The organism is Pseudomonas sp. S60 (genome assembly GCF_016647865.1).
Taxonomy (GTDB): Bacteria; Pseudomonadota; Gammaproteobacteria; order Pseudomonadales; family Pseudomonadaceae; genus Aquipseudomonas; species Aquipseudomonas parafulva.
The window spans coordinates 25156-43725 of the sequence record NZ_JACVVH010000027.1 but is presented as its reverse complement, the minus strand read 5'-3'; the positions used below and the strand labels follow the sequence as shown (position 1 = coordinate 43725).

General features: G+C 64.7%; 17 protein-coding genes and 2 riboswitches. Of the genes, 12 read left to right on the top strand and 5 right to left on the bottom strand.

The genetic code is table 11. From position 1 onward, the window contains the following. Positions 1 to 24 precede the first annotated feature (24 nt). Entirely contained in the window at positions 25 to 1179 is a 1155-nt protein-coding gene (locus IAE33_RS15190; RefSeq protein ID WP_201164107.1) for a cysteine desulfurase family protein, read from the top strand. Between the two features lie 30 nt (positions 1180 to 1209). Here the strand turns inward: IAE33_RS15190 and IAE33_RS15185 are convergent, their stop codons facing one another. After that, positions 1210 to 1863 (bottom strand): oxygen-insensitive NAD(P)H-dependent nitroreductase NfsB, encoded by a 654-nt coding sequence (locus tag IAE33_RS15185; RefSeq protein WP_028634443.1) that lies wholly within the window; start codon positions 1861 to 1863, stop codon positions 1210 to 1212. Between the two features lie 105 nt (positions 1864 to 1968). On the opposite strand from IAE33_RS15185, the gene IAE33_RS15180 reads away from it, so the two are divergent. The 3 genes from IAE33_RS15180 to IAE33_RS15170 are packed head-to-tail and all read left to right on the top strand — an operon-like array spanning position 1969 to position 4386. Continuing rightward, entirely contained in the window at positions 1969 to 2877 is a 909-nt protein-coding gene (locus tag IAE33_RS15180) for a LysR family transcriptional regulator (RefSeq protein WP_201164106.1), read from the top strand. Positions 2878 to 2925: 48 nt separating this feature from the next. After that, positions 2926 to 3756 carry an AraC family transcriptional regulator gene (locus IAE33_RS15175; protein WP_201164105.1) on the top strand — a complete coding sequence of 277 codons (831 nt, stop codon included), beginning with the start codon at positions 2926 to 2928 and terminating at the stop codon, positions 3754 to 3756. Between the two features lie 48 nt (positions 3757 to 3804). Further along, positions 3805 to 4386 carry a LysE family translocator gene (locus IAE33_RS15170; protein WP_201164104.1) on the top strand — a complete coding sequence of 194 codons (582 nt, stop codon included), beginning with the start codon at positions 3805 to 3807 and terminating at the stop codon, positions 4384 to 4386. Here the strand turns inward: IAE33_RS15170 and IAE33_RS15165 are convergent, their stop codons facing one another. Beyond that, positions 4387 to 5586, bottom strand: a complete 1200-nt coding sequence (locus IAE33_RS15165) for a sugar transporter (RefSeq protein WP_201164103.1) — start codon at positions 5584 to 5586, stop codon at positions 4387 to 4389. It abuts the gene before it with no gap. 197 nt (positions 5587 to 5783) lie between these two features. Here IAE33_RS15165 and IAE33_RS15160 point away from each other — a divergent pair, with 197 nt between their 5' ends. Then, on the top strand, positions 5784 to 7100 hold the full coding sequence (locus tag IAE33_RS15160) for a PQQ-like beta-propeller repeat protein (protein ID WP_201164102.1): 1317 nt from the start codon (positions 5784 to 5786) through the stop codon (positions 7098 to 7100). 42 nt (positions 7101 to 7142) lie between these two features. On the opposite strand, the gene calA is transcribed toward IAE33_RS15160, so the two are convergent. Beyond that, positions 7143 to 8195 (bottom strand): vanillin reductase, encoded by a 1053-nt coding sequence (gene calA, locus IAE33_RS15155; RefSeq protein WP_201164101.1) that lies wholly within the window; start codon positions 8193 to 8195, stop codon positions 7143 to 7145. A 180-nt stretch (positions 8196 to 8375) separates the two neighbouring features. Here calA and IAE33_RS15150 point away from each other — a divergent pair, with 180 nt between their 5' ends. Beyond that, positions 8376 to 9281, top strand: coding sequence for an AraC family transcriptional regulator (locus IAE33_RS15150; protein WP_028634450.1), 906 nt, complete (start codon positions 8376 to 8378; stop codon positions 9279 to 9281). A 29-nt stretch (positions 9282 to 9310) separates the two neighbouring features. Here the strand turns inward: IAE33_RS15150 and thpR are convergent, their stop codons facing one another. After that, complete coding sequence (gene thpR / locus IAE33_RS15145) at positions 9311 to 9856, bottom strand: RNA 2',3'-cyclic phosphodiesterase (RefSeq protein WP_201164100.1); 546 nt, start codon at positions 9854 to 9856, stop codon at positions 9311 to 9313. Between the two features lie 157 nt (positions 9857 to 10013). Here thpR and lpxO point away from each other — a divergent pair, with 157 nt between their 5' ends. Both lpxO and IAE33_RS15135 read left to right on the top strand, forming a co-directional pair. Then, positions 10014 to 10913, top strand: a complete 900-nt coding sequence (gene lpxO, locus IAE33_RS15140) for a lipid A hydroxylase LpxO (RefSeq protein ID WP_028634452.1) — start codon at positions 10014 to 10016, stop codon at positions 10911 to 10913. Between the two features lie 20 nt (positions 10914 to 10933). Then, positions 10934 to 11503, top strand: a complete 570-nt coding sequence (locus IAE33_RS15135) for a GNAT family N-acetyltransferase (RefSeq protein WP_201164099.1) — start codon at positions 10934 to 10936, stop codon at positions 11501 to 11503. Positions 11504 to 11554: 51 nt separating this feature from the next. Here the strand turns inward: IAE33_RS15135 and IAE33_RS15130 are convergent, their stop codons facing one another. Next, positions 11555 to 12301, bottom strand: a complete 747-nt coding sequence (locus IAE33_RS15130) for an outer membrane beta-barrel protein (RefSeq protein ID WP_028634454.1) — start codon at positions 12299 to 12301, stop codon at positions 11555 to 11557. Positions 12302 to 12462: 161 nt separating this feature from the next. After that, positions 12463 to 12669: riboswitch (cobalamin riboswitch) on the top strand. Positions 12670 to 12776: 107 nt separating this feature from the next. On the opposite strand from IAE33_RS15130, the gene IAE33_RS15125 reads away from it, so the two are divergent. From IAE33_RS15125 to IAE33_RS15110, 4 genes are all read left to right on the top strand, one after another. Continuing rightward, positions 12777 to 14903, top strand: a complete 2127-nt coding sequence (locus tag IAE33_RS15125; protein WP_201164098.1) for a TonB-dependent receptor — start codon at positions 12777 to 12779, stop codon at positions 14901 to 14903. A gap of 130 nt (positions 14904 to 15033) precedes the next feature. After that, positions 15034 to 16200 (top strand): DUF1624 domain-containing protein, encoded by a 1167-nt coding sequence (locus tag IAE33_RS15120; RefSeq protein WP_201164097.1) that lies wholly within the window; start codon positions 15034 to 15036, stop codon positions 16198 to 16200. 26 nt (positions 16201 to 16226) lie between these two features. Further along, positions 16227 to 16425, top strand: a riboswitch (cobalamin riboswitch). 113 nt (positions 16426 to 16538) lie between these two features. Further along, complete coding sequence (locus tag IAE33_RS15115) at positions 16539 to 17549, top strand: ABC transporter substrate-binding protein (RefSeq protein ID WP_201164096.1); 1011 nt, start codon at positions 16539 to 16541, stop codon at positions 17547 to 17549. Beyond that, positions 17546 to 18565, top strand: coding sequence for a FecCD family ABC transporter permease (locus tag IAE33_RS15110; protein ID WP_328804878.1), 1020 nt, complete (start codon positions 17546 to 17548; stop codon positions 18563 to 18565). Before IAE33_RS15115 ends, IAE33_RS15110 begins: the two co-directional genes overlap by 4 nt. The last annotated feature ends 5 nt before the right edge of the window (positions 18566 to 18570 follow it).

The following is an 18570-nucleotide window of genomic DNA, read 5'->3' as shown; positions in this document are numbered from 1 at the left end:
TTCTGGCCACACACGGAATTGCCCATGCCTGACGCCCCGCTCTATTTCGACTACGCCGCCACTACGCCCGTTGATGAACGGGTGATCGAAACCATGCTCGCCAGCCTTGGGCGAGAGGCCCACTTCGGCAACCCTGCTTCCAGTGGTCACGCGTACGGCCAAGCCGCTCGCGCTGCCGTCGATCAGGCGCGCCAGCAGGTGGCAGAGCGGGTGGGCACCACGGCGGATGCGTTGGTGTGGACGTCTGGCGCAACCGAATCCAACAACCTGGCGCTCAAGGGCATCGCCCAGGGTCTGGGGCAACCTGCACACCTGATCACCAGCCAGCTGGAACACAAGGCCGTGCTGGACACGGTGGCAGAGCTTGAACGCCAGGGCTGGTCGGTCACGCGCCTGCCCCCTGACGCCGCCGGGCTGATTCAACCCGCTGCCGTGCAGGCTGCGCTGCGCGCAGACACCCGTCTGGTGTCGCTGATGGCGGTGAACAACGAACTGGGTACGGCCACCGACTTTGCCGCCATCGGCGAGCGGGTGCGTGCCCACGGCGCCTTGCTGCACGTGGATGCTGCCCAGGCCGTGGGTAAATTGCCCATCGACCTGGCAGTACAGGCGGTAGACCTGATGTCGTTCTCGGCGCACAAGGTGTACGGCCCCAAAGGCATTGGCGCGCTCTACGTGGGGCCGCGGGCACGCCCCCACTTGCGTGCGCAGATCCATGGCGGTGGGCATGAACAGGGGTTGCGTTCCGGTACCCTGGCGACCCACCAGATCGCCGGCATGGGCAGCGCCTTCGCCCTCGCAGGGCAGCCGGGGGGCAGCGAATACCAACGCCTGGAGCGGCTTGCCTGGCGCCTGCGCGATGGGCTGCTGGCACTGCCCGGCGTCAGCCTCAATGGCTGCGCCCGGCAACGCGTGCCGCACACCCTCAACCTGTGTATCGACAGTACAGGCTTCAACAGCGCCGCACTGGCGAACGAGCTGGCGCTGTCAACCACCTCGGCGTGCAACTCGGCAAGCAATGCGGCTTCGCATGTGCTGCTGGCGTTGGGGCTGGATGAGCGCAAGGCACGCAACAGCGTGCGCCTGAGTGTGGGCAGGTTTACCCGCGAGGCGGATGTGGAAACCGCGATTGCGGTATTCACCAGGGTGCTGACTGCATCCTCGGCCGCGCTCTGGTGAGGTTGCGGGGCCTGTGAGGCCCCAGCCACACTAGAGGAACGTGAACACCTGTTCGGCAGGCAAGCGGGACTTGCTCAGGCCGGCGTTGAAATCTGCCTCGCCGTGATAGCCCAGGCACAACATCACCACGCTGGTCAAACCACGCTCACGCAGCCCCAGTTCAGCGTCCAGGCGTTTGCTGTCGAAGCCTTCCATGGGCGTCGCATCCAGGCCGTAGGCCGCCGCGCCGAGCAGGGCCGTACCCAGGGCCAGGTAGGTCTGCTTTTCCATCCAGTGCTGAATGTCCTTGAGGTCATGGCGATGCAGGTCCACGTAGTGGCGCCGGCTGTTGTTCTGCGCTGCCCGTGCCTGCTCGTCGCGGAAGCGCCCGTCGGTGGCCTCCTGGGCCAACACAGCATCCAGGTGCGCCTCGGTCATGGTGGTACGGGCGCAGAAGACGATCACATGGGACGCATCACGTAGCTTCGGCGAGTTGTAGGCATAGTCGGCGTCGGTACTCTTGGCCAGACGGGCCTTGCCCTCATCGCTGCCGACAACCACAAAATGCCAGGGCTGGGAGTTGACCGAGGACGGGCTGTGGCGCAGTTGCTCGAGCAGCGCGTCAAGGGTGGCCTGGGGAATGCGACGCGATGCGTCGTAGGCCTTGGTGGTGTAGCGGCGCTTGGCCAGCGAAACGGTATCCATGGGGTAGCTCCAGGCATTTCAAGGGGGACAGGTGGGCCATATTATCTTTCCTGTAGCAAAGAAAAACCGGCACAATCGAGCAACACTTTTCTTACCGGAGTGAAAATGCTGCGCCTCGCTGACCTCGAACTGTTCGTGCGCAGCAGCGTATTGGGCAGCTTCACCGCAGCCGCCCTGGAAGCTGGGCTGCTGCCCGGCCAGGTGGCCGCCGCCATCAAGCGCCTGGAGCGCGACCTGGATGTGCGCCTGTTCGCCCGCACCACCCGCAGCCTGCGCCTTACCGCCGAAGGGGAGCGCTACCTGCCCACTGCCGTGACCGCGCTGGAGACCCTGCGCCAGGGCCATGAAGACCTGCACGGCAACCCAGGGTCGCTGCGCGGCACCCTGCAGGTGTCCGCGCCCTCGGACCTGGGCCGCAACATGTTGCTGCCCTGGCTCAGCGCGTTCCGCCGCGCGCACCCCGCCTTGCACCTGCGCTTTCTGTTGTCTGACCAGATTGCCGACCTCAACCGTGACCCGGTGGACGTTGCCATCCGCTACGGGCGCAATCAGGACGCCAACTACATCGCCCTGCCGCTGGCCGACTGGAACCGCCGGGTGCTGGTGGCCTCGCCCGCCTACCTGAACAGGCATGGCCGGCCGCAGACGCCCGATGCCCTGCAGCAACACGCCTGCCTGCTGTACATGCAATATGGTCGCGTGTATGACAAATGGCAGCTGGGTAACCGCACGGTGCAGGTGCGCGGGCCGCTGGTCAGCGACGACGCCGATGTGATTCGCCGGCTGGCGATTCTGGGGGAAGGTATCGTCTACAAGTCCTGGCTGGATGTGAGCAACGACCTGGCAAGCGGCGAGCTGGAAATCGTCCTGCCCGACCTTGCAGGCGAGCCGACCCCGGTCACGCTGGTATGCCCACACCGCAAGCAACTCACCCCCGCGGTCGGCCAGTTGCACCTGTGGTTGCGTGAACGGTTCGAGGCGCTGCGGGGCAGTTGCACAAACCTTCCAGACTGATGCGGGCAGCTGCGCTAAGGTAGCTGTTTACCCTGGGTGGAGACGGCCATGGGCAACTGGATCGACCTGAAAACGGACGCTGATACCGGCATTGAGTCGGTGCGCGCGCACTTTGTCGGGCATGCCTACGACCCCCACTGGCACGACAGCTTTCTGGTTGGCGTTACCGAGCAGGGCGTGCAGCAATTCAATTGCCGCCGGGTACGCCACCGCAGCACCCCCGGGCAGGTTTTTCTGCTGGAACCCGGTGACATTCACGATGGCCTGGCCCCGACCGAGGATGGGTTCACTTACTCGACGCTGTACCTGCAGCCTGCCTGGCTGGACCAGCAACTGCGTGCACTGTTCGAACACGTGCCCCACGACAGCCTGCCGAGCTTTGCCGATACCCTCAGCCACGACGTGCAGCTGGCCCAGGCCACCGCCCTCGCCTTCCAGACGGTGCACCAGCAGGACCTGCGCATCGTCCGGCAGAGCGCGACCGACGCATTGCTGGCCAGCCTTACCCGCCACCTGCACTGGCGCCGCCGCCAGAACCCCGACCCGCGCCTGCCGCTGACAGCGCAACGGGCACGGGACTACCTGCATGACAACCTGGAGCGCGATATCGGCCTGGAGGAGCTGGCGCTTGCCTGCGGCATCGACCGTTTCCGCCTCACCCGTGCATTCAAGGCAGCGTTCGGCCTGGCACCCCACGCCTACCTTATCCAGCTGCGCCTGGCCCATGCCCGCCGCCGGCTGGCGCTGGGCCAGCGCCCAGCCGACGTGGCGATTGCCCTGGGCTTTGCCGATCAAAGCCACCTGGGGCGCTGGTTCCGCCGCGCCTACCAGCTGACCCCGGCGCAGTACCGCAGGCTTTGCTCAAACCTTCCAGACTGACGCGCAGTAACCCGTGAGCATGGTGCTTCTTTGACAGGAGCCCATTCCATGACCCCTACCCTTTTGCCATTCATGCTATTTGCCCTGGTAGCCAGTATCAGCCCTGGCCCTACCAACCTGTTGATCCTTGCACGGGGCGCCAGCCTGGGCCTGCGGGCGACCCTGGCGCCCGTCATGGCCGCCTGCACCGCCGCGGCTGCCATCGTGCTGGTGGTTGGCCTTGGCATGGGGGAACTGTTGCTGCGCCATCCATTGGCCAGGCAACTGATGACCTGGGGTGGTGTGCTGTGGCTTACCTGGCTTGCCTGGCAACTGCTGCGCACTCCGGCAGGGGTTGACTCACGCGCTGGAGGGCGTGGGTTCGATGCGCTGAATGCCGCCGCCCTGCAGGTGATCAACCCCAAGGTATGGTTGATGGCCGTCGCCGTGATCGGGGTGTTTGCCACACCCTCGGTCGCAGTGTGGCAACTGGCGCTGCTGTTCTTGCTGATTGCCCTGCCGTGCATGGCCGCATGGGCGTTGCTGGGCGCCGGCAGCGCCAGGTGGCTGGCACCTCGGCGCATGCGCCTGTTCAACCAGGTTCTGGCCCTGGCATTGCTGGTTTCGGCCTGGGCAGCGGTGTTGCTCTGATCAGTGCACCAATGCCTGCCGGAAGCGTTTGCTGCTGCAAGAGGCCAGCACCAGCCCCACCAGCGCCACCGCGCCCCCTACCAGGCCTATGTTGGCCACGCTCATCTGGCTGCTGACGATACTGCCTAACAAGGCGCCGCCGCCAATGCCAATGTTGTAGATACCCGAGAACAGCGCCATGGCCACGTCCGTTGCGTCCGAAGCCAGCTTCAGGGTTTTGGACTGCAGTGCCAGGCTGAAGCTGAGGATGGCCACCCCCCAGAACATACTCAGTGCGGCAAAGGCGTAGAAGTTGCCGGCAAATGGCAGCAACAACAACAGGCAGGCGGCGAGCAGGCCAATCGAGCCCACCAGAAAACCTTGAGGGAAACGGTCGCTGTAGCGGCTGAACAGGAACGAACCGACCACACCGGCACCGCCGAACAGCAGCAGAAGCAGCGTGGTGCGTTCACCGCTGAGCTGCGCCACATGCAGGGCGAAGGGTTCGATGTAGCTGTAGGCGGTGAACTGTGCCGTAATCACCAGCGTGACCAAGAGGTAGGTAATGACCAGCGCCGGGCGTTTGAACAGGATGGGCAGGCTGCGCAGCGAGCCGGAATTCTGGCTGGGCAGCAACGGCAATGACTTCATCAGGCACAGCATGGTGGCCAGCGCTACCCCGGCAATGCTCAGGAAGGTGACCCGCCAGCCCAGCGCCTCGCCCACCACGCGCCCCAGAGGAATGCCCAGCACCATGGCCAGGGTGGTGCCGGTGGCCAGCAGGCCCAGCGCCTTGGCCTGCTGGCCAGGCGGCGCCACGCGCACCGCCAGTGATGCAGTAATGGCCCAGAACACAGCATGCGCCAGCGCGATGCCGATTCGGCTGACCAGCAGCATGGCAAAACTCTGCGACAACCATGACAGCAGGTGGCTGACGATGAACACCACGAACACGAACAGCAGTAGCCGACGCCGCTCCACGTTGCGGGTCAGCAGCATCATCGGCAATGAAGCCAGCGCCACCACCCAGGCATAGATGGTCAGCATCAGGCCCACCTGGGCGGTACTCATGTCGAAACTGCGGCCGATGTCACTCAGCAACGCCACCGGTACGAACTCGGTGGTGTTGAAGATGAAGGCGGCCAGCGCCAGGGCGATGACGCTCAACCAGCTGCCCGTACCTTCGGTGGGAGGCAGGTGGGTGGGGGTGGGTCCGTTCATGAAAAACCGGTTCTCCGCAGGCAAGGCAACACCACGCACGCCTGGCACCTGCTGGTCGCGGGAGGGGCGCACGTTTTGTTATTGAAAGGAATGCAGGCATGGTACGCGTCAAACCAGGGCCTCACAACCGCAGGGCCGAAGGAGTAACATGCGCGCATTCTCAGAAACGCGTGGGCAACAAGGAGTTCCATCCACTCATGGACAAGCAGCATCCCCAGCAGCAGTGGCAGCAGGCAGTCACGGCCTATGCTCAGGCCATCAACCAGTACGTTGCCCAAGGGCAGGCACAGGGCTGGGATCACCTCGAAGAGCCGCAGCCACCTGCCACTGAACACTTGCTCGACGCCTGGCTGGCGGCCCTGCAATCGGCCAATCGGCCAGGCGTGGATGAGCAGGCGCACCAGGCATTCCGCCAGGCCTGGCCACCGGCCCACCAGCCCCTGGTGCCGTTGCTCGATGAGCACGCCCAGGGGATCGCCACACTCCTGTTGTTGGACGACGGCAGCGTGCTGGCGCGCATCGGCATGCCCCATGAAAAAGGCCAGGTGGTGCGTATCGACGGCAACAGCGTCACACCGGTGATCGGCGTCGAGCACTTTGGCCGTTGCCCTGAACGCCGCTATTTCGCCCTGGCCAACGCCGAAGGTGTACGCGTGACCGATGGCTGGGGCGGCCCGCTGGTACAACGCCTGGCCTGGCCCAGCGGCCTTGAAGGGCTGCCCAAGGGCTACCCGTTCGAACCGTTTGAAATGCCACCTACACCAACCGTGCTGATCCCGTTTGCCAATGGCCAGCAGGTGCTGCTGGTCAGCGACGAGGGCATTTTCCTGCTGGCTGCCCACGGCGCAACACGCCTGCTACCGCAACAGCAGCAGGTGCTCGATGACCTGGCCGAGGGTATCGACCCCGACGATATCAACCTGGGGCTGAGCATGGCCCATGGCACGGTATCGGCCGACGGGCGCCTGATCGTGCTGGGCGACCAATGCAGCCGGCACCTGGTGCTGGACGACAACCTGCAGGTAGTGGCGCAGGTGGGCCCGGTGAGCGAGTACCCGCACTTTGCGCTGTTCAACGCCGCAGGTGACCAATTGCTGCTCAATGCCTGCCACTTCTACAGCGGTGCCACGCTGGCAGTGCGGGTGGCCGACCTGCCGGGGCTGGATACCGATTACTACAGCGAAGACCCGCGCACGCCCGTGATCCAGGAAGGCGCACGGGTGTATGCCGGGGTGGCGCGTGAGGGGGAGTACATCGTCGGCGACGCCTATGGCTATCTGCGGGCGTTCGCCGAAGACGGCAGTGAGCGCTGGCAGCACTTCATCGGGTCAACCCTGTGTGCCCTGGACATCAGCCGCGACGGGCGCACGGTGGTAGCCGGGACCTATGCCGGGTTCGTTGCGGTGATCGCGTTGGACACCGGGCGGCCTGACTGGCAGATCGGCACCGGCCCCCATGCTGAAACACAGCGCTGGCTGTTCTGGAAGGGCTGGGACAAACCGCTGCGCTGGTAGCACAGGTTGCCCGCACCCTGGCGGGTACGGGCAACCTGCAGGTCAACCCTGGAGGGTGGCCATGTCGATGACGAAGCGGTACTTCACGTCGCCAGCGATCATGCGCTCGTAGGCCTGGTTGATGTTGCGGATATCCAGCATCTCGATATCGCAACGGATGTCGTGCTTGGCGCAGAACTCCAGCACCTCCTGGGTTTCGGCAATGCCGCCGATCAACGAGCCGGCCAGTACCCGGCGTTTCAATACCAGGTTGGCTGCGTGCACGGCGGGGTCGATGGGCTCGATCAGGCCCACCAGAATGTGCACGCCATCGAACTTGAGGGTTTCCAGGTAGGGGTTGAGGTCGTGTTGCACGGGGATGGTGTCGAGCAGGAAGTCGAAGCGGCCGGCCGCCGCGCTCATCTGCTCGGTATCGCTCGACACGATCACATGGTCGGCGCCCTGGCGGCGAGCCTCGGCTGCCTTGGCCGCAGAGCGGGTGAACAGGGTCACTTCCGCACCCAAGGCCTTGGCCAGCTTGATGCCCATGTGCCCCAGGCCGCCCATCCCAAGGATGCCCACCTTGTGCCCGGGGCCTACGCCGTGGTGCTTGAGCGGCGAATAGGTGGTAATGCCAGCGCACAGGATGGGCGCTGCGCTGGGCAGGTCCATGCCGTCGGGGATGCGTACCACGAAGTGTTCGCTGACCACGATGCTGCTGGAGTAGCCGCCCATGGTATTGCTGCCGTCCACCCGGTCCGGGGTGGCGTAGGTCATGGTCGGGCCTTCGAGGCAGTATTGCTCCAGGTCCTTGGCGCAGGCCTCGCAGTGGCGGCAGGAATCGACCATGCAGCCCACACCCACCAGGTCACCCACCTTGTGCCCACTCACCTGGTCGCCCACCGCCGTGACACGGCCGATGATCTCGTGGCCAGGCATCAAGGGGTACACGGCAATCCCCCACTCGTTACGGGCCTGGTGAATATCGGAGTGGCAAACGCCGCAGTAGAGGATTTCGATGGCGACGTCATCCGGGCGCGGGCTGCGGCGCTCGAAGGTCATGGGTGCCAGTGGGCTGGTCGGGGTTTGGGCAGCGTAACCGATGGCTGTATACATACTGGGCCTCGCAGTGAAGTGAAACGATTCAGGCGAGCCATTTTGCTTGCTCGACGCCCCCTCGCCCACAGCTGATCCTCCGGCATGCATGCCTGATTCTCCGGGAATCCGGTTTTGCATGTGGCGCCGGGCTGTCAATCTGCGATCATCGTACTGTCCGATTCTCTGCCCTGGTGCTCCATGCAACTGACCCGCCACGTCGACGCCAATGCGCCGCTCTGCTCACTGATCCGCCGCCTGGCCACGCGCCCGGGGTTCGTCCCTACCCATTTGCCACAGGTGCAGGTGCTGAGCTGGGATCATTACGTTGCCAGCAGCCCGCAAATCTACGAACCCAGCCTGATGATCCTGGCCCAGGGCAGCAAGCTGGCTCGCCTGGGGCCGCGCACGCTGGAATATGGCGCCGGTCATTACCTGGTGCAGGCGCTGTCGGTACCGTTCATGTGCGAAACCTTCGCCACGCCTCAAGCGCCATTGCTGGGCGTGGCCGTGGACATCGACCGCTCGGTGCTCAGTGAACTGGTGCAGCGCATGGATTTGCCGGCGGGCGGTGTGGTGCAGGCCCAGACACCCCAGTCGATGACCTCAGCGGCGTTGGACGCGCCCATGCGCGACAGCGTGGAGCGCCTGCTGCACTGCCTGCAGGACCCGCTGGACGCCAAGGTGCTGGGCCCGGCGCGGGTCCGCGAGGTGCTGTACACCGCCCTGCGCGGCCCGCAGGCCGGGGTGTTGCGGGCTTTGGTGGAGCAGCAAGGGCACTTCGCGCGCATCGGTGCGGCGCTGGCTCACCTGCGCGAGCATTACAGCGAGCCTTTGAACGTCGAGACCCTCGCCGCACGGGCCAATATGAGCGTGTCGACGTTCCACGAGCATTTCAAGCGCTGCACCGACATGGCGCCCATGCAGTACCTGAAGCGCCTGCGGCTGCTCAAGGCGCAGCAGATGCTGATTGGCGAAGGGCTGGGGGTGGCGCAGACTGCGCATCGGGTGGGCTACCAGAGCACGTCGCAGTTCAGCCGCGAATACAAGCGCCAGTTCGAGCACAGCCCAGGGGAAGAGCTGCCGTACAAGAGCTTGCCGGTCTGACCTGCTGCACACACAGCACCCACCCGGGTTCACCCGGCCAACGACCACCGCGCCAACGGGGTGTAGGCCCCCTTTCGCGACTCGTAGAGCACAAACTCCCGCGCCAACAGGTAGAAATCCGGGGCGGTGGGCGCTTCCGGGGGCTGCCCCCGATAATCCCTGGACAACGTCAGGTGCGGGCGGTAATCCCGGCTGATCACCTGCAACCCCAATGGCAACAGGGCCTGCTGCAAGCCATACACCAGGTGCAACAGGGCCGGCGGGGTGCTCTGCGCTTCCAGCACCAGTGCGCCAGCCTTCTGCCACACCTGCAAGCGATCGAGCAGCAGCCTGGGCGCGCTGCCCGGGCGGGCGAGCTGGTCCACCGCTGCACAGATCGAGGGCACCAGGGCAGCGTCCACATCGCCCAGAAACAGCAGCGTCACATGGAAGTTGGCAGCCGGCACCGGCTTGCCGTTACGCAGGGCCAGACCGCGGCGCCAAGCGGCCAGATCGCGGCGCTGGGCGTCCCCCACCGGCACTGCAAAAAAGAGCCGCTTGAACGGGCTGCCACTAAGGCGGGTGTCCTGAGCCATACGATCTCCTTGACCTTCGGGGCGTGGGTAACACCCCCATCACTACACTTAAGTCGCCCGGCTGTTTCGTAACAATAAGTACAAACTGCCTTGGCGATTGTTTATGCTGGCGGGCTTATGCCATGGCGCATGGCCATTTTTCGACAAGTAAACGTCCATGAAAATTGCACTCGTACTTATCTTCGCCCTCTCGATCGCCTACGTTCACCTGCGGGGTCGGGTTCGTCACAAGCTGACGCGGCAGCTGGGCGACCATTCCAGCTTCCTGGCCCCCGTCAACAGCTTCCTGTACCTGTTCTCCAAGCATCCGGCCAGGCCCTACCTGCCCGTTGAAGCTTTCCCGGAGCTGCAGCCGCTGCAGGACCACTGGCAGGAGATCCGCGAGGAAGCCCAGCAGTTGCTGCAGGTTGGCGAGATCAAGAAGTCTGACAACTACGATGACGTGGGCTTCAATTCGTTCTTCAAGACCGGCTGGAAGCGCTTCTACCTTAAGTGGTACGGCGAGAGCCACCCGTCGGCAATGACCCTGTGCCCTCGCACCACTGAACTGCTGCAAGGCATCGGCACGGTCAAGGCCGCGATGTTCGCCACCCTGCCGCCAGGCGCCAAGCTTGTGCGCCATCGCGACCCGTATGCAGGCTCGTACCGCTACCACCTTGGCCTGGACACGCCCAACGATGACGGCTGCTACATCGACGTGGACGGCCAGAAGTACTCTTGGCGCGATGGCCAGGGTGTGGTCTTCGATGAAACCTATATCCATTACGCCGCCAACACCACCGAGCACAACCGCATCATCCTGTTCTGCGACGTCGAGCGCCCCCTCAAGTACCGCTGGGCTACTGCGTTCAACCGCTGGTTCAGCCGCAATGTGATGGCAGCGGCCGCCGCGCCGAACGATGCCGGTGACAAGACCGGTGGCATCAACCGCCTGTTCACCCGCATCTACAAGATCCGCGAGCGCGGCAAGGCGCTGAAAAAGCGTAACCGCACGCGCTACTACCTTGAAAAATGGGCTGTGGTCGCCGCGGTGGTGCTGGTGTTCATCTACATCTGAAGGCCGTTTGGAGTAACCGCATGATCCATATCCGCCCGATGACCGCAGACGACTTCGAGCGCTTCTGGCCCACCCTGCAGGCCACGGTGCGGGCCCGGGAAACCTATGCGCTTGACCCGCACATGAGCCCCGAGCAAGGCCGCCACTTATGGCTGGAGCTGCCCCTGCATACCTGGGTGGCAGAGGAAAACGGAGAACTGCTGGGCTCGTACTACCTCAAGGCAAACGCCGCAGGGCCCGGGGCGCACGTGGGCAACTGCGGCTATGTGGTCACGCCGCAGACGCGTGGCCGCGGAGTGGCGCGTACCATGTGCGAGCATTCGCAGAAACTGGCGCGCCAGGAGGGCTTTCTGGCCCTGCAGTTCAACTCGGTGGTCGCCAGCAACGAGGTGGCCGTTGCCCTGTGGCACAAGCTGGGTTTCGAAACGGTAGGCCGCTTGCCCAAGGCTTATCGCCATGCCCACCTGGGGCTGGTGGACTGCCTGGTGATGTACAAGTGGCTGGCCGATGAGCCAGTGGTGGAAACCCCGCCCCTGCTGATCGGGCGCAAGAACATCGAGGCGCGGGTGTCACGCAGACGCGGCCGGTAGCACCGCCAGCCGCGCCGGCCCCGCAACGTTCAGCGGGGCCGGGCACCTGGGTTAGAAGGCCAGGCCCACTTTTACACCGAACTCGTCACGCTTGAGCTTGGTGTTGTCGGCAACCGGCGAGTTATCGTCCAGCTTGTACTCGGTGCGGGTGTAGTACACACCGGCCTGCACCGGCATGGCGCCCTGCTGGTTCATCAGCATCGTGACTTCAGCATAGGGGTTGGTGCGGTCCTTCAGGTCAACCGTGTCGCTGCCGAAGTCATCCACTTTCAGCCGTGCGCGGCCGTCCAGGGTGTGACGGGCGCCCACTTCCACGCGCAGGGTCGAGGCGTCGAACTGGTGGTTGTAGCCCAGCGCGGCCTTGGCGAACGGCGACTTGAGGGTGAGCTTGGTGTCCAGGTCGTTGATCTCAGGTTCGTAGCGCGACCAGCTGTAGCCGCCGCCGACGGTCACGTCGACGAAGTTGCGCGCGTCCAGCGCCGCACGCCAGCCAAGGTCCAGATCAGCCTGAGCTTCCTTGAGCTTGTTGTCGTTCTTCTTGCCGTACTTGGCCTCTGCGCCGATCTGGTAGATGAAGCCGGATTCGGCAGTCATCTTGTTGCCGAAGGTGGCAAATACACCGCCCTGGCCCATGTGATCCTTGTCGGTTTCGCTGCCGCCTTCGAACTTGAACTTGTCGTAGGAGCCCAGCAGGCCCAGGGTGAACAGCGGGTCCGTGCTTGGCGCTGCGGTGGCAGCCAGCGGGGCAGCGACCAAGGCGAGCAGGCAGGTGTGGCGCAGCAGGTTACGAGCAGACATGCGAATAGTCTCCATGACGTATTGACGGGTTGTGCACGAGCGCTTCGAGCGCTGCCTGTTCAGAAAAGTTCGAAATAAAAACACCTGAAACGCGAACGCCGTTCAAAGGCCCTCTGAAGGCCCACAACCCGCGCATTTGACGCCCGCGCTGTTCAATGGTCAGATGCGCGCCAGTTTCAGGTGTCCTGCGCCGCCGTGCGCAGGGTGAAACGGGAAGCCGGTGCGTCGTGTATCCACGACAAGTCCGGCGCTGCCCCCGCAACGGTAAGCGAGCGAACCTTTCGACACACCACTGTGCACCTGCATGGGAAGGTGAAAGGTTCTTGCCCCTCGCAAGCCCGGAGACCGGCCTGAAGCTCCTTATGGCAACCCGCGGTGGGCGGGCGCAGGCCAGTGCCTGCGCGCGTCTGCGTGCCAGGTGCGCCTTTGCGTGTATTCCACCGGGATTCCTTCTTTCCTGCAGCAGTGGAACGACATGTCCCGTACTTTCAAGCTACACCCCTTGGCGGCCTGCCTGGCCGTCGCCGTGCCGGCCCAGGCCGACACGCTCCCGGCAGCGGCCCTGGCCCTGCCCTCCACGGCGGTCACAGGTGCCTATGACAGCGCGGCCGCCAACCTGGCAACGCCCAGCCAGGCAGGGTCGCGCCTTGGCCTCAGCCCGCTGGAAACCCCGGCCAGTACCAGCACCCTTGGCACCGCCGAGATCCAACAGCGCAACAATGCCACCGTGCAGGAGGCCGTCACGCGCTCGCCCGGCATCACCTTCATCGGCTCACCAGGCGATGGCGGCACGGGGCTGTCTGCCCGTGGTTTCACCGGCCACGGCTCGGTCATGACCTTGTTCGACGGCGCACGCCTGTACACCGGGGCGGGCACCCAGACCTTCCCGGTGGACCCGTGGATGGTCGAGCGCATCGAGGTGATCCGCGGCCCGGCATCCGTGCTGCACGGCGAAGGGGCGACCGGCGCGGTGGTCAACGTGATTCCCAAGAAACCCCTTGCCGGCGAGGTGCGCAACCACCTGCGTGTGGGGTATGGCTCCTGGGATCGCCAACAAGTGGGCCTGGACAGCGGTGGCAGCCTGAGCGAACGCCTGAGCTACCGGCTGAACCTGAACCAGCAAGCAGGCAACGGTTGGGTCGACCGCACCCCCTCCCGTAGCCAGGCCCTGAGCATGGCGCTGCGCTTCGACGCCAGTGAAGACCTCAGCTTCACCCTCGCCCACGACCGCGGTGACGCCAGGCCAGCCAATTACTACGGCACGCCGCTGATCGACGGCCACTACCGCAGCAGCCTGCGCAGCAAGAACTACAACGTGCAGAATGACCAGCAGCACTACGTGGACCAATGGACGCGGCTGACCAGCGAGTGGTCGCTGAACGATCATGTCGGCGCCAGCAACCAGCTGTACTACATCAACAGCCGTCGCCAGTGGCGCAACGCCGAGGACTACCGCTGGGCCCCCGAGCAAGGCCAGTTGCTGCGTGGCAGCTTCCTGCAGATCCGCCACAACCAGGAACAGTTCGGCGACCGCCAGACCTTCGATTTCGATCACGCCTTGTTTGGCCTGCCGAGCAAGACGGTGATCGGCGCCGAGTACAACAAGGTCCGGTTCAATGTGGACAGCAACGCGCCCTATGACGATATCGGCGGTGATTACATCGACCCGTGGCAGCCCCGCCCAGGGCCGTTCCAGAGTGCATCGCCGTTGCGGCCACAGACCCTTTCGACCACACACACCGTTGCCCTGTTTGCCGAGAACCGCCTGCAACTGACCGACAAGCTGGCACTGGTGACTGGCCTGAGGCGGGATCAGAACCACATTGACCGGAACAACCTGGTGGATGGCAGCCGTAGCGACCGCAGCTTGCAGGGCGGCAACTGGCGCGCGGGGCTGGTGTATGCACTCAGCGAGGAGGTAGCGGTATATGGCCAGTATTCCACCAGCCAGGACGGCGTCGACAACCTGATCAGCCTGCGCCCTTCGCAGATGCACTACGCCCTCACCGAAGCCCGGCAGGCCGAGGTGGGGTTGAAGCAACGGTTCTGGAACGGCCAGGGCGAATGGACGTTGGCGGCCTACCACATCGTCAAGAAGAAGCTGCTGGTGGATGACCCGCTCACCCACGAACAACAGCAGGCAGGCCAGCAGACCTCCGACGGGTTGGAAGCCACCCTGGAACTAGCGCTGGCGCACCAATGGCAGGTGTCGGCCAACGCCGCGTTGCTGCGGGCGCGCTATGACCAGTTCGACGAAAACGTCGGTGGGGTGAACCTGGACCGCTCGGGCAACCGCCCGGTCAACGTGCCCAGGCGCACCGCCAACCTGTGGCTGAGCAAAGGCCTGGGCCAGCAGGTACAGGCCGGCATCGGGGCGCGCTTTGTGGATGAACGCTATGCCAACAACGCCAACACCCAGAGCGCCCCGGGCTACACCGTAGTCGATGCCAACATTGCCTGGCAGGTACAGCCGGATGTGCGGCTGGGGCTGCAGTTGAACAACCTGTTCGACCGCCAGTACGTGGTGTCGGCATTCAGTGGCGAGCAGTGGCTGATGGGCACGCCCCGGTCGTTGTTCGCCACGGTGGACTACCGCTTCTGACAAACCCGCCGTCGCCATGCGGCGGCGCACTCCACCCATACCACGGCCGGCAGAAATGCCTACCGTGATGGCAGATATTAGTTATAAGATAACGTTTCATTTGACACACTCACCTCGCCAGCGAAATTTCATGACAAGCGCAAACGCCACTCCCACCCTGCTCACCCAGCGCCTGCAAAGCATCGATGCCCTGCGCGGGCTGGTGATGCTGTTCATGCTTCTGGACCATGTGCGCGAAACGTTCTTCCTGCACAAACAGGTCAGCGACCCGATGGCCATCGACACCACCGAGCCCGCGTTGTTCGTCAGCCGCACCCTCGCCCACCTGTGCGCCCCGGTGTTCGTCCTGCTCACCGGGCTGTCTGCCTGGCTGTACGGCGAGAAGCACCAAGGCCGTGCCGATGTCGCGGCCTTTTTGTTCAAGCGCGGGCTGTTTCTGGTGGTGCTGGAGTTCACGCTGGTCAACTTCGCCTGGACATTCCAGCTGCCGCCCACGGTCATCTACTTGCAGGTGATCTGGGCCATAGGCATCAGCATGATCGGCCTGTCGCTGCTGGTATGGCTGCCACGGGCCGCTTTGCTGGCGCTGGGCGCGCTCATCATTGCCGGGCACAACCTGCTGGACGGCGTGCACTTCGATGCAGGGTCCGCTCTGCATGTGCCTTGGGCGATCCTGCATGACCGTGGCTGGCTGGAGGTGTCGGAGCACCTGCGCCTGCGCACCTCCTACCCGGTGTTGCCGTGGGTAGGCGTGATCGCCCTTGGCTACGGCCTTGGGCCTTGGTTTGGCCGTGCCAGCCAACCTGCGCAGCGTCAGCAACGCCTGCTGCTGGCAGGCGCAGGCACGTTGCTGGGCTTTGTGTTGCTGCGCCTGCTCAACGGCTATGGCGAAGCACCCTGGGCGGCCTACCCGAATGTTGTGCAAACCCTCATGAGCCTGTTCAACATCACCAAATACCCCCCGTCGCTGTTGTTCCTGGCCTTGACGCTGGGCACCGGCCTGTTGCTGCTGCGCGGCTTCGAGCGCGCCGGCCAGGCCCGCTGGGTCGCTGCGCTGGCCGTGCTGGGGGCGGCGCCGATGTTCTTCTACCTGCTGCACCTGTACGTGCTCAAGGTGCTGTACCTGGCAGCGGTCGCTGTGCTTGGCCTGAATCAAGGCGCGTACTTCGGCTTCGACAGCATCGGCGCCGTATGGGTGGGGGCGGCATTGCTGGCCCTGTCGCTGTACCTGCCCACCCGCGGGTTCGCCCGCCTGAAGGCGCGCAGGCGGGACATTGCCTGGCTGAAGTACTTCTAAAAGCGTTTCACCCGGCGGCGTGATGGTCTACCATGCGTGCCGCCGGTTTCCATCACGGAATCAATAGGGAATCCCAGGCCCCGTTCCACAGGGCCAAACGGAACTGCCCCCGCAACTGTAAGTGCCGAGCCTGCTCCCTGCATGCCACTGGGTCACACACCCGGGAAGGTCGGAGCCAGGCCATGACGCACCAGTCAGGAGACCTGCCGGCACCTATACCACCAACCGGCGGGGTGTCCGGGATGGGCTTTGCGTTTTGCCTTCTGCTACCGGCAGGGGCTCGGCGATGCCTGCCCGCACGTTCCTTCCGTGAACTGCCCGATAGGAGATCGCCCCGCATGCTGCCCCGTATTGCCACCCTGCTCGTCGGCCTAGGCTTCGCCGGCCTGGCCCAGGCTGCCGCTACCCACTACCCGCTGACCCTCGACAACTGTGGCAAGCCGCAGACCTTCGACCACGCGCCGCAGCGGGCCGTGACCATCGGCCAGGCCGGCAGCGAGATGCTCTATGCACTGGGGCTGGGCGACAAGCTGGTGGGCACCTCGCTGTGGTTCAACGACGTGCTGCCTGAGTACCAGGCGCAGAACGCCAAGGTACCGCGCCTGGCCGACAACGACCCCAGCTTCGAAGCCGTGGTGGGCAAGCGCCCGCAACTGGTGGCTACCCAGTTCGAATGGATGATCGGCGCCCAGGGTGTGGTGGGTACCCGGGAACAGTTCGACGAGTTGCGCATACCGACCTACGTGATGCCGTCGGACTGTGAAGGCAAGGACAACCTGGTGGGGGCCGATGGCACGCGCCTGCAGGCCTTTCAGGTAGACAGCATCTACAAGACCGTCAGCCAGCTGGCCGAAATCTTCGATGTGCAAGAACGCGGCACTGCCCTGAACGCCGAGTTGAAAGGCCGGCTGAACAGCGCCCTGGGGCAACTGGCGGGCAAGGACCTGTCGCAGACCTCGGCGCTGTTCTGGTTCTCAAGCGCCGACCTGGACATCGACCCCTACGTGGCCGGTCGCCAGGGCGTGGCCGACTTCATGCTGCGCACCCTGGGGGTACGCAACGTGGTCGAATCCACTGAGGAATGGCCGACCGTAGGCTGGGAAACCCTGGCCAAGGCCAACCCGACCTGGTTGATCGTCGCACGCATGGACCGCCGCCGCTTCCCGGCAGACGATTACCAGAAAAAACTCGAATTCCTGCGTAACGACCCGGTCACCCGCAACATGGATGCGGTGAAAAACGGGCGCATCATCGTGCTGGATGCTGAGGCCATGCAAGCCGGCATCCGCCTGTTCCGTGGCCTGCAAACCTTGGCAACGGCGTTCGCCAGCGGTCACGCAGCCCAGTGACCAGCCGCCTGCCCCTCACCGTCGTGGCGGCCGTGGCCGCCCTGCTGACTGCCTTGCTGGCAGGCACCGCCATTGGTGAAAGCAACCTGTCGCCCAGCCTGGTTGGCCAGGTGCTGGCCAACCACCTGTGGCAGGCGGGCTACGCGGTGGACCCGATTGATGCCGGCATTGTCTGGAACTACCGCCTGACCCGTACCCTGGTGGCTGCAGCCTGCGGCGCTGGCCTGGCGACCTGCGGGGTGATTCTCCAGGCCCTGTTGCGCAACCCGTTGGCCGAGCCCTACCTGCTGGGCCTGTCGGCAGGTGCCTCCACCGGCGCAGTGCTGGTCGGCTTGCTGGGCCTGGGCAGCATGGCGTTGAGCATGTCGGCAGGGGCGTTCATCGGCGCTCTGGCGGCATTCGGCCTGGTGCTGGTACTGGCCCGGGCCGCCAGCCCGGCCGGCAACAACGCCCAGGTCATTCTGGCGGGCATTGCCGGCTCGCAGCTGTTCAACGCCCTCACCGCCTTCCTCATCACCAAGTCGGCCACCGCCGAGCAGGCGCGGGGCATTCTGTTCTGGTTGCTGGGTAACCTGAGCGGTGTGCGATGGCCGTCAGTGTGGCTGGCGGTACCGGTCGCAGTGCTGGGTTTGCTGGTATGCCTGTGGCACCGCCGGGCGCTGGATGCATTCACCTTCGGCGCCGATTCTGCGGCTTCACTGGGCATTCCGGTGCGGCGCACGCAGTTGCTGCTGATCAGCTGCGCGGCACTGGTAACGGCGGTGATGGTATCGATCGTGGGCGCCATCGGTTTCGTCGGCCTGGTCATCCCCCATGCCCTGCGTTTGCTGTTGGGCCCCGGTCACGGGCGCCTGCTGCCCGCCAGCGCACTGGGCGGCGCATTGTTCCTGGTAGCGGCCGACATTCTTTCGCGCACGTTGATTGCCGGGCAGGTCATCCCCGTGGGGGTGGTGACTGCGCTGATCGGCGCGCCGGTGTTCGCGCTGATCCTGGTCGCAAGACGGGGGCACTCGTGACAGCC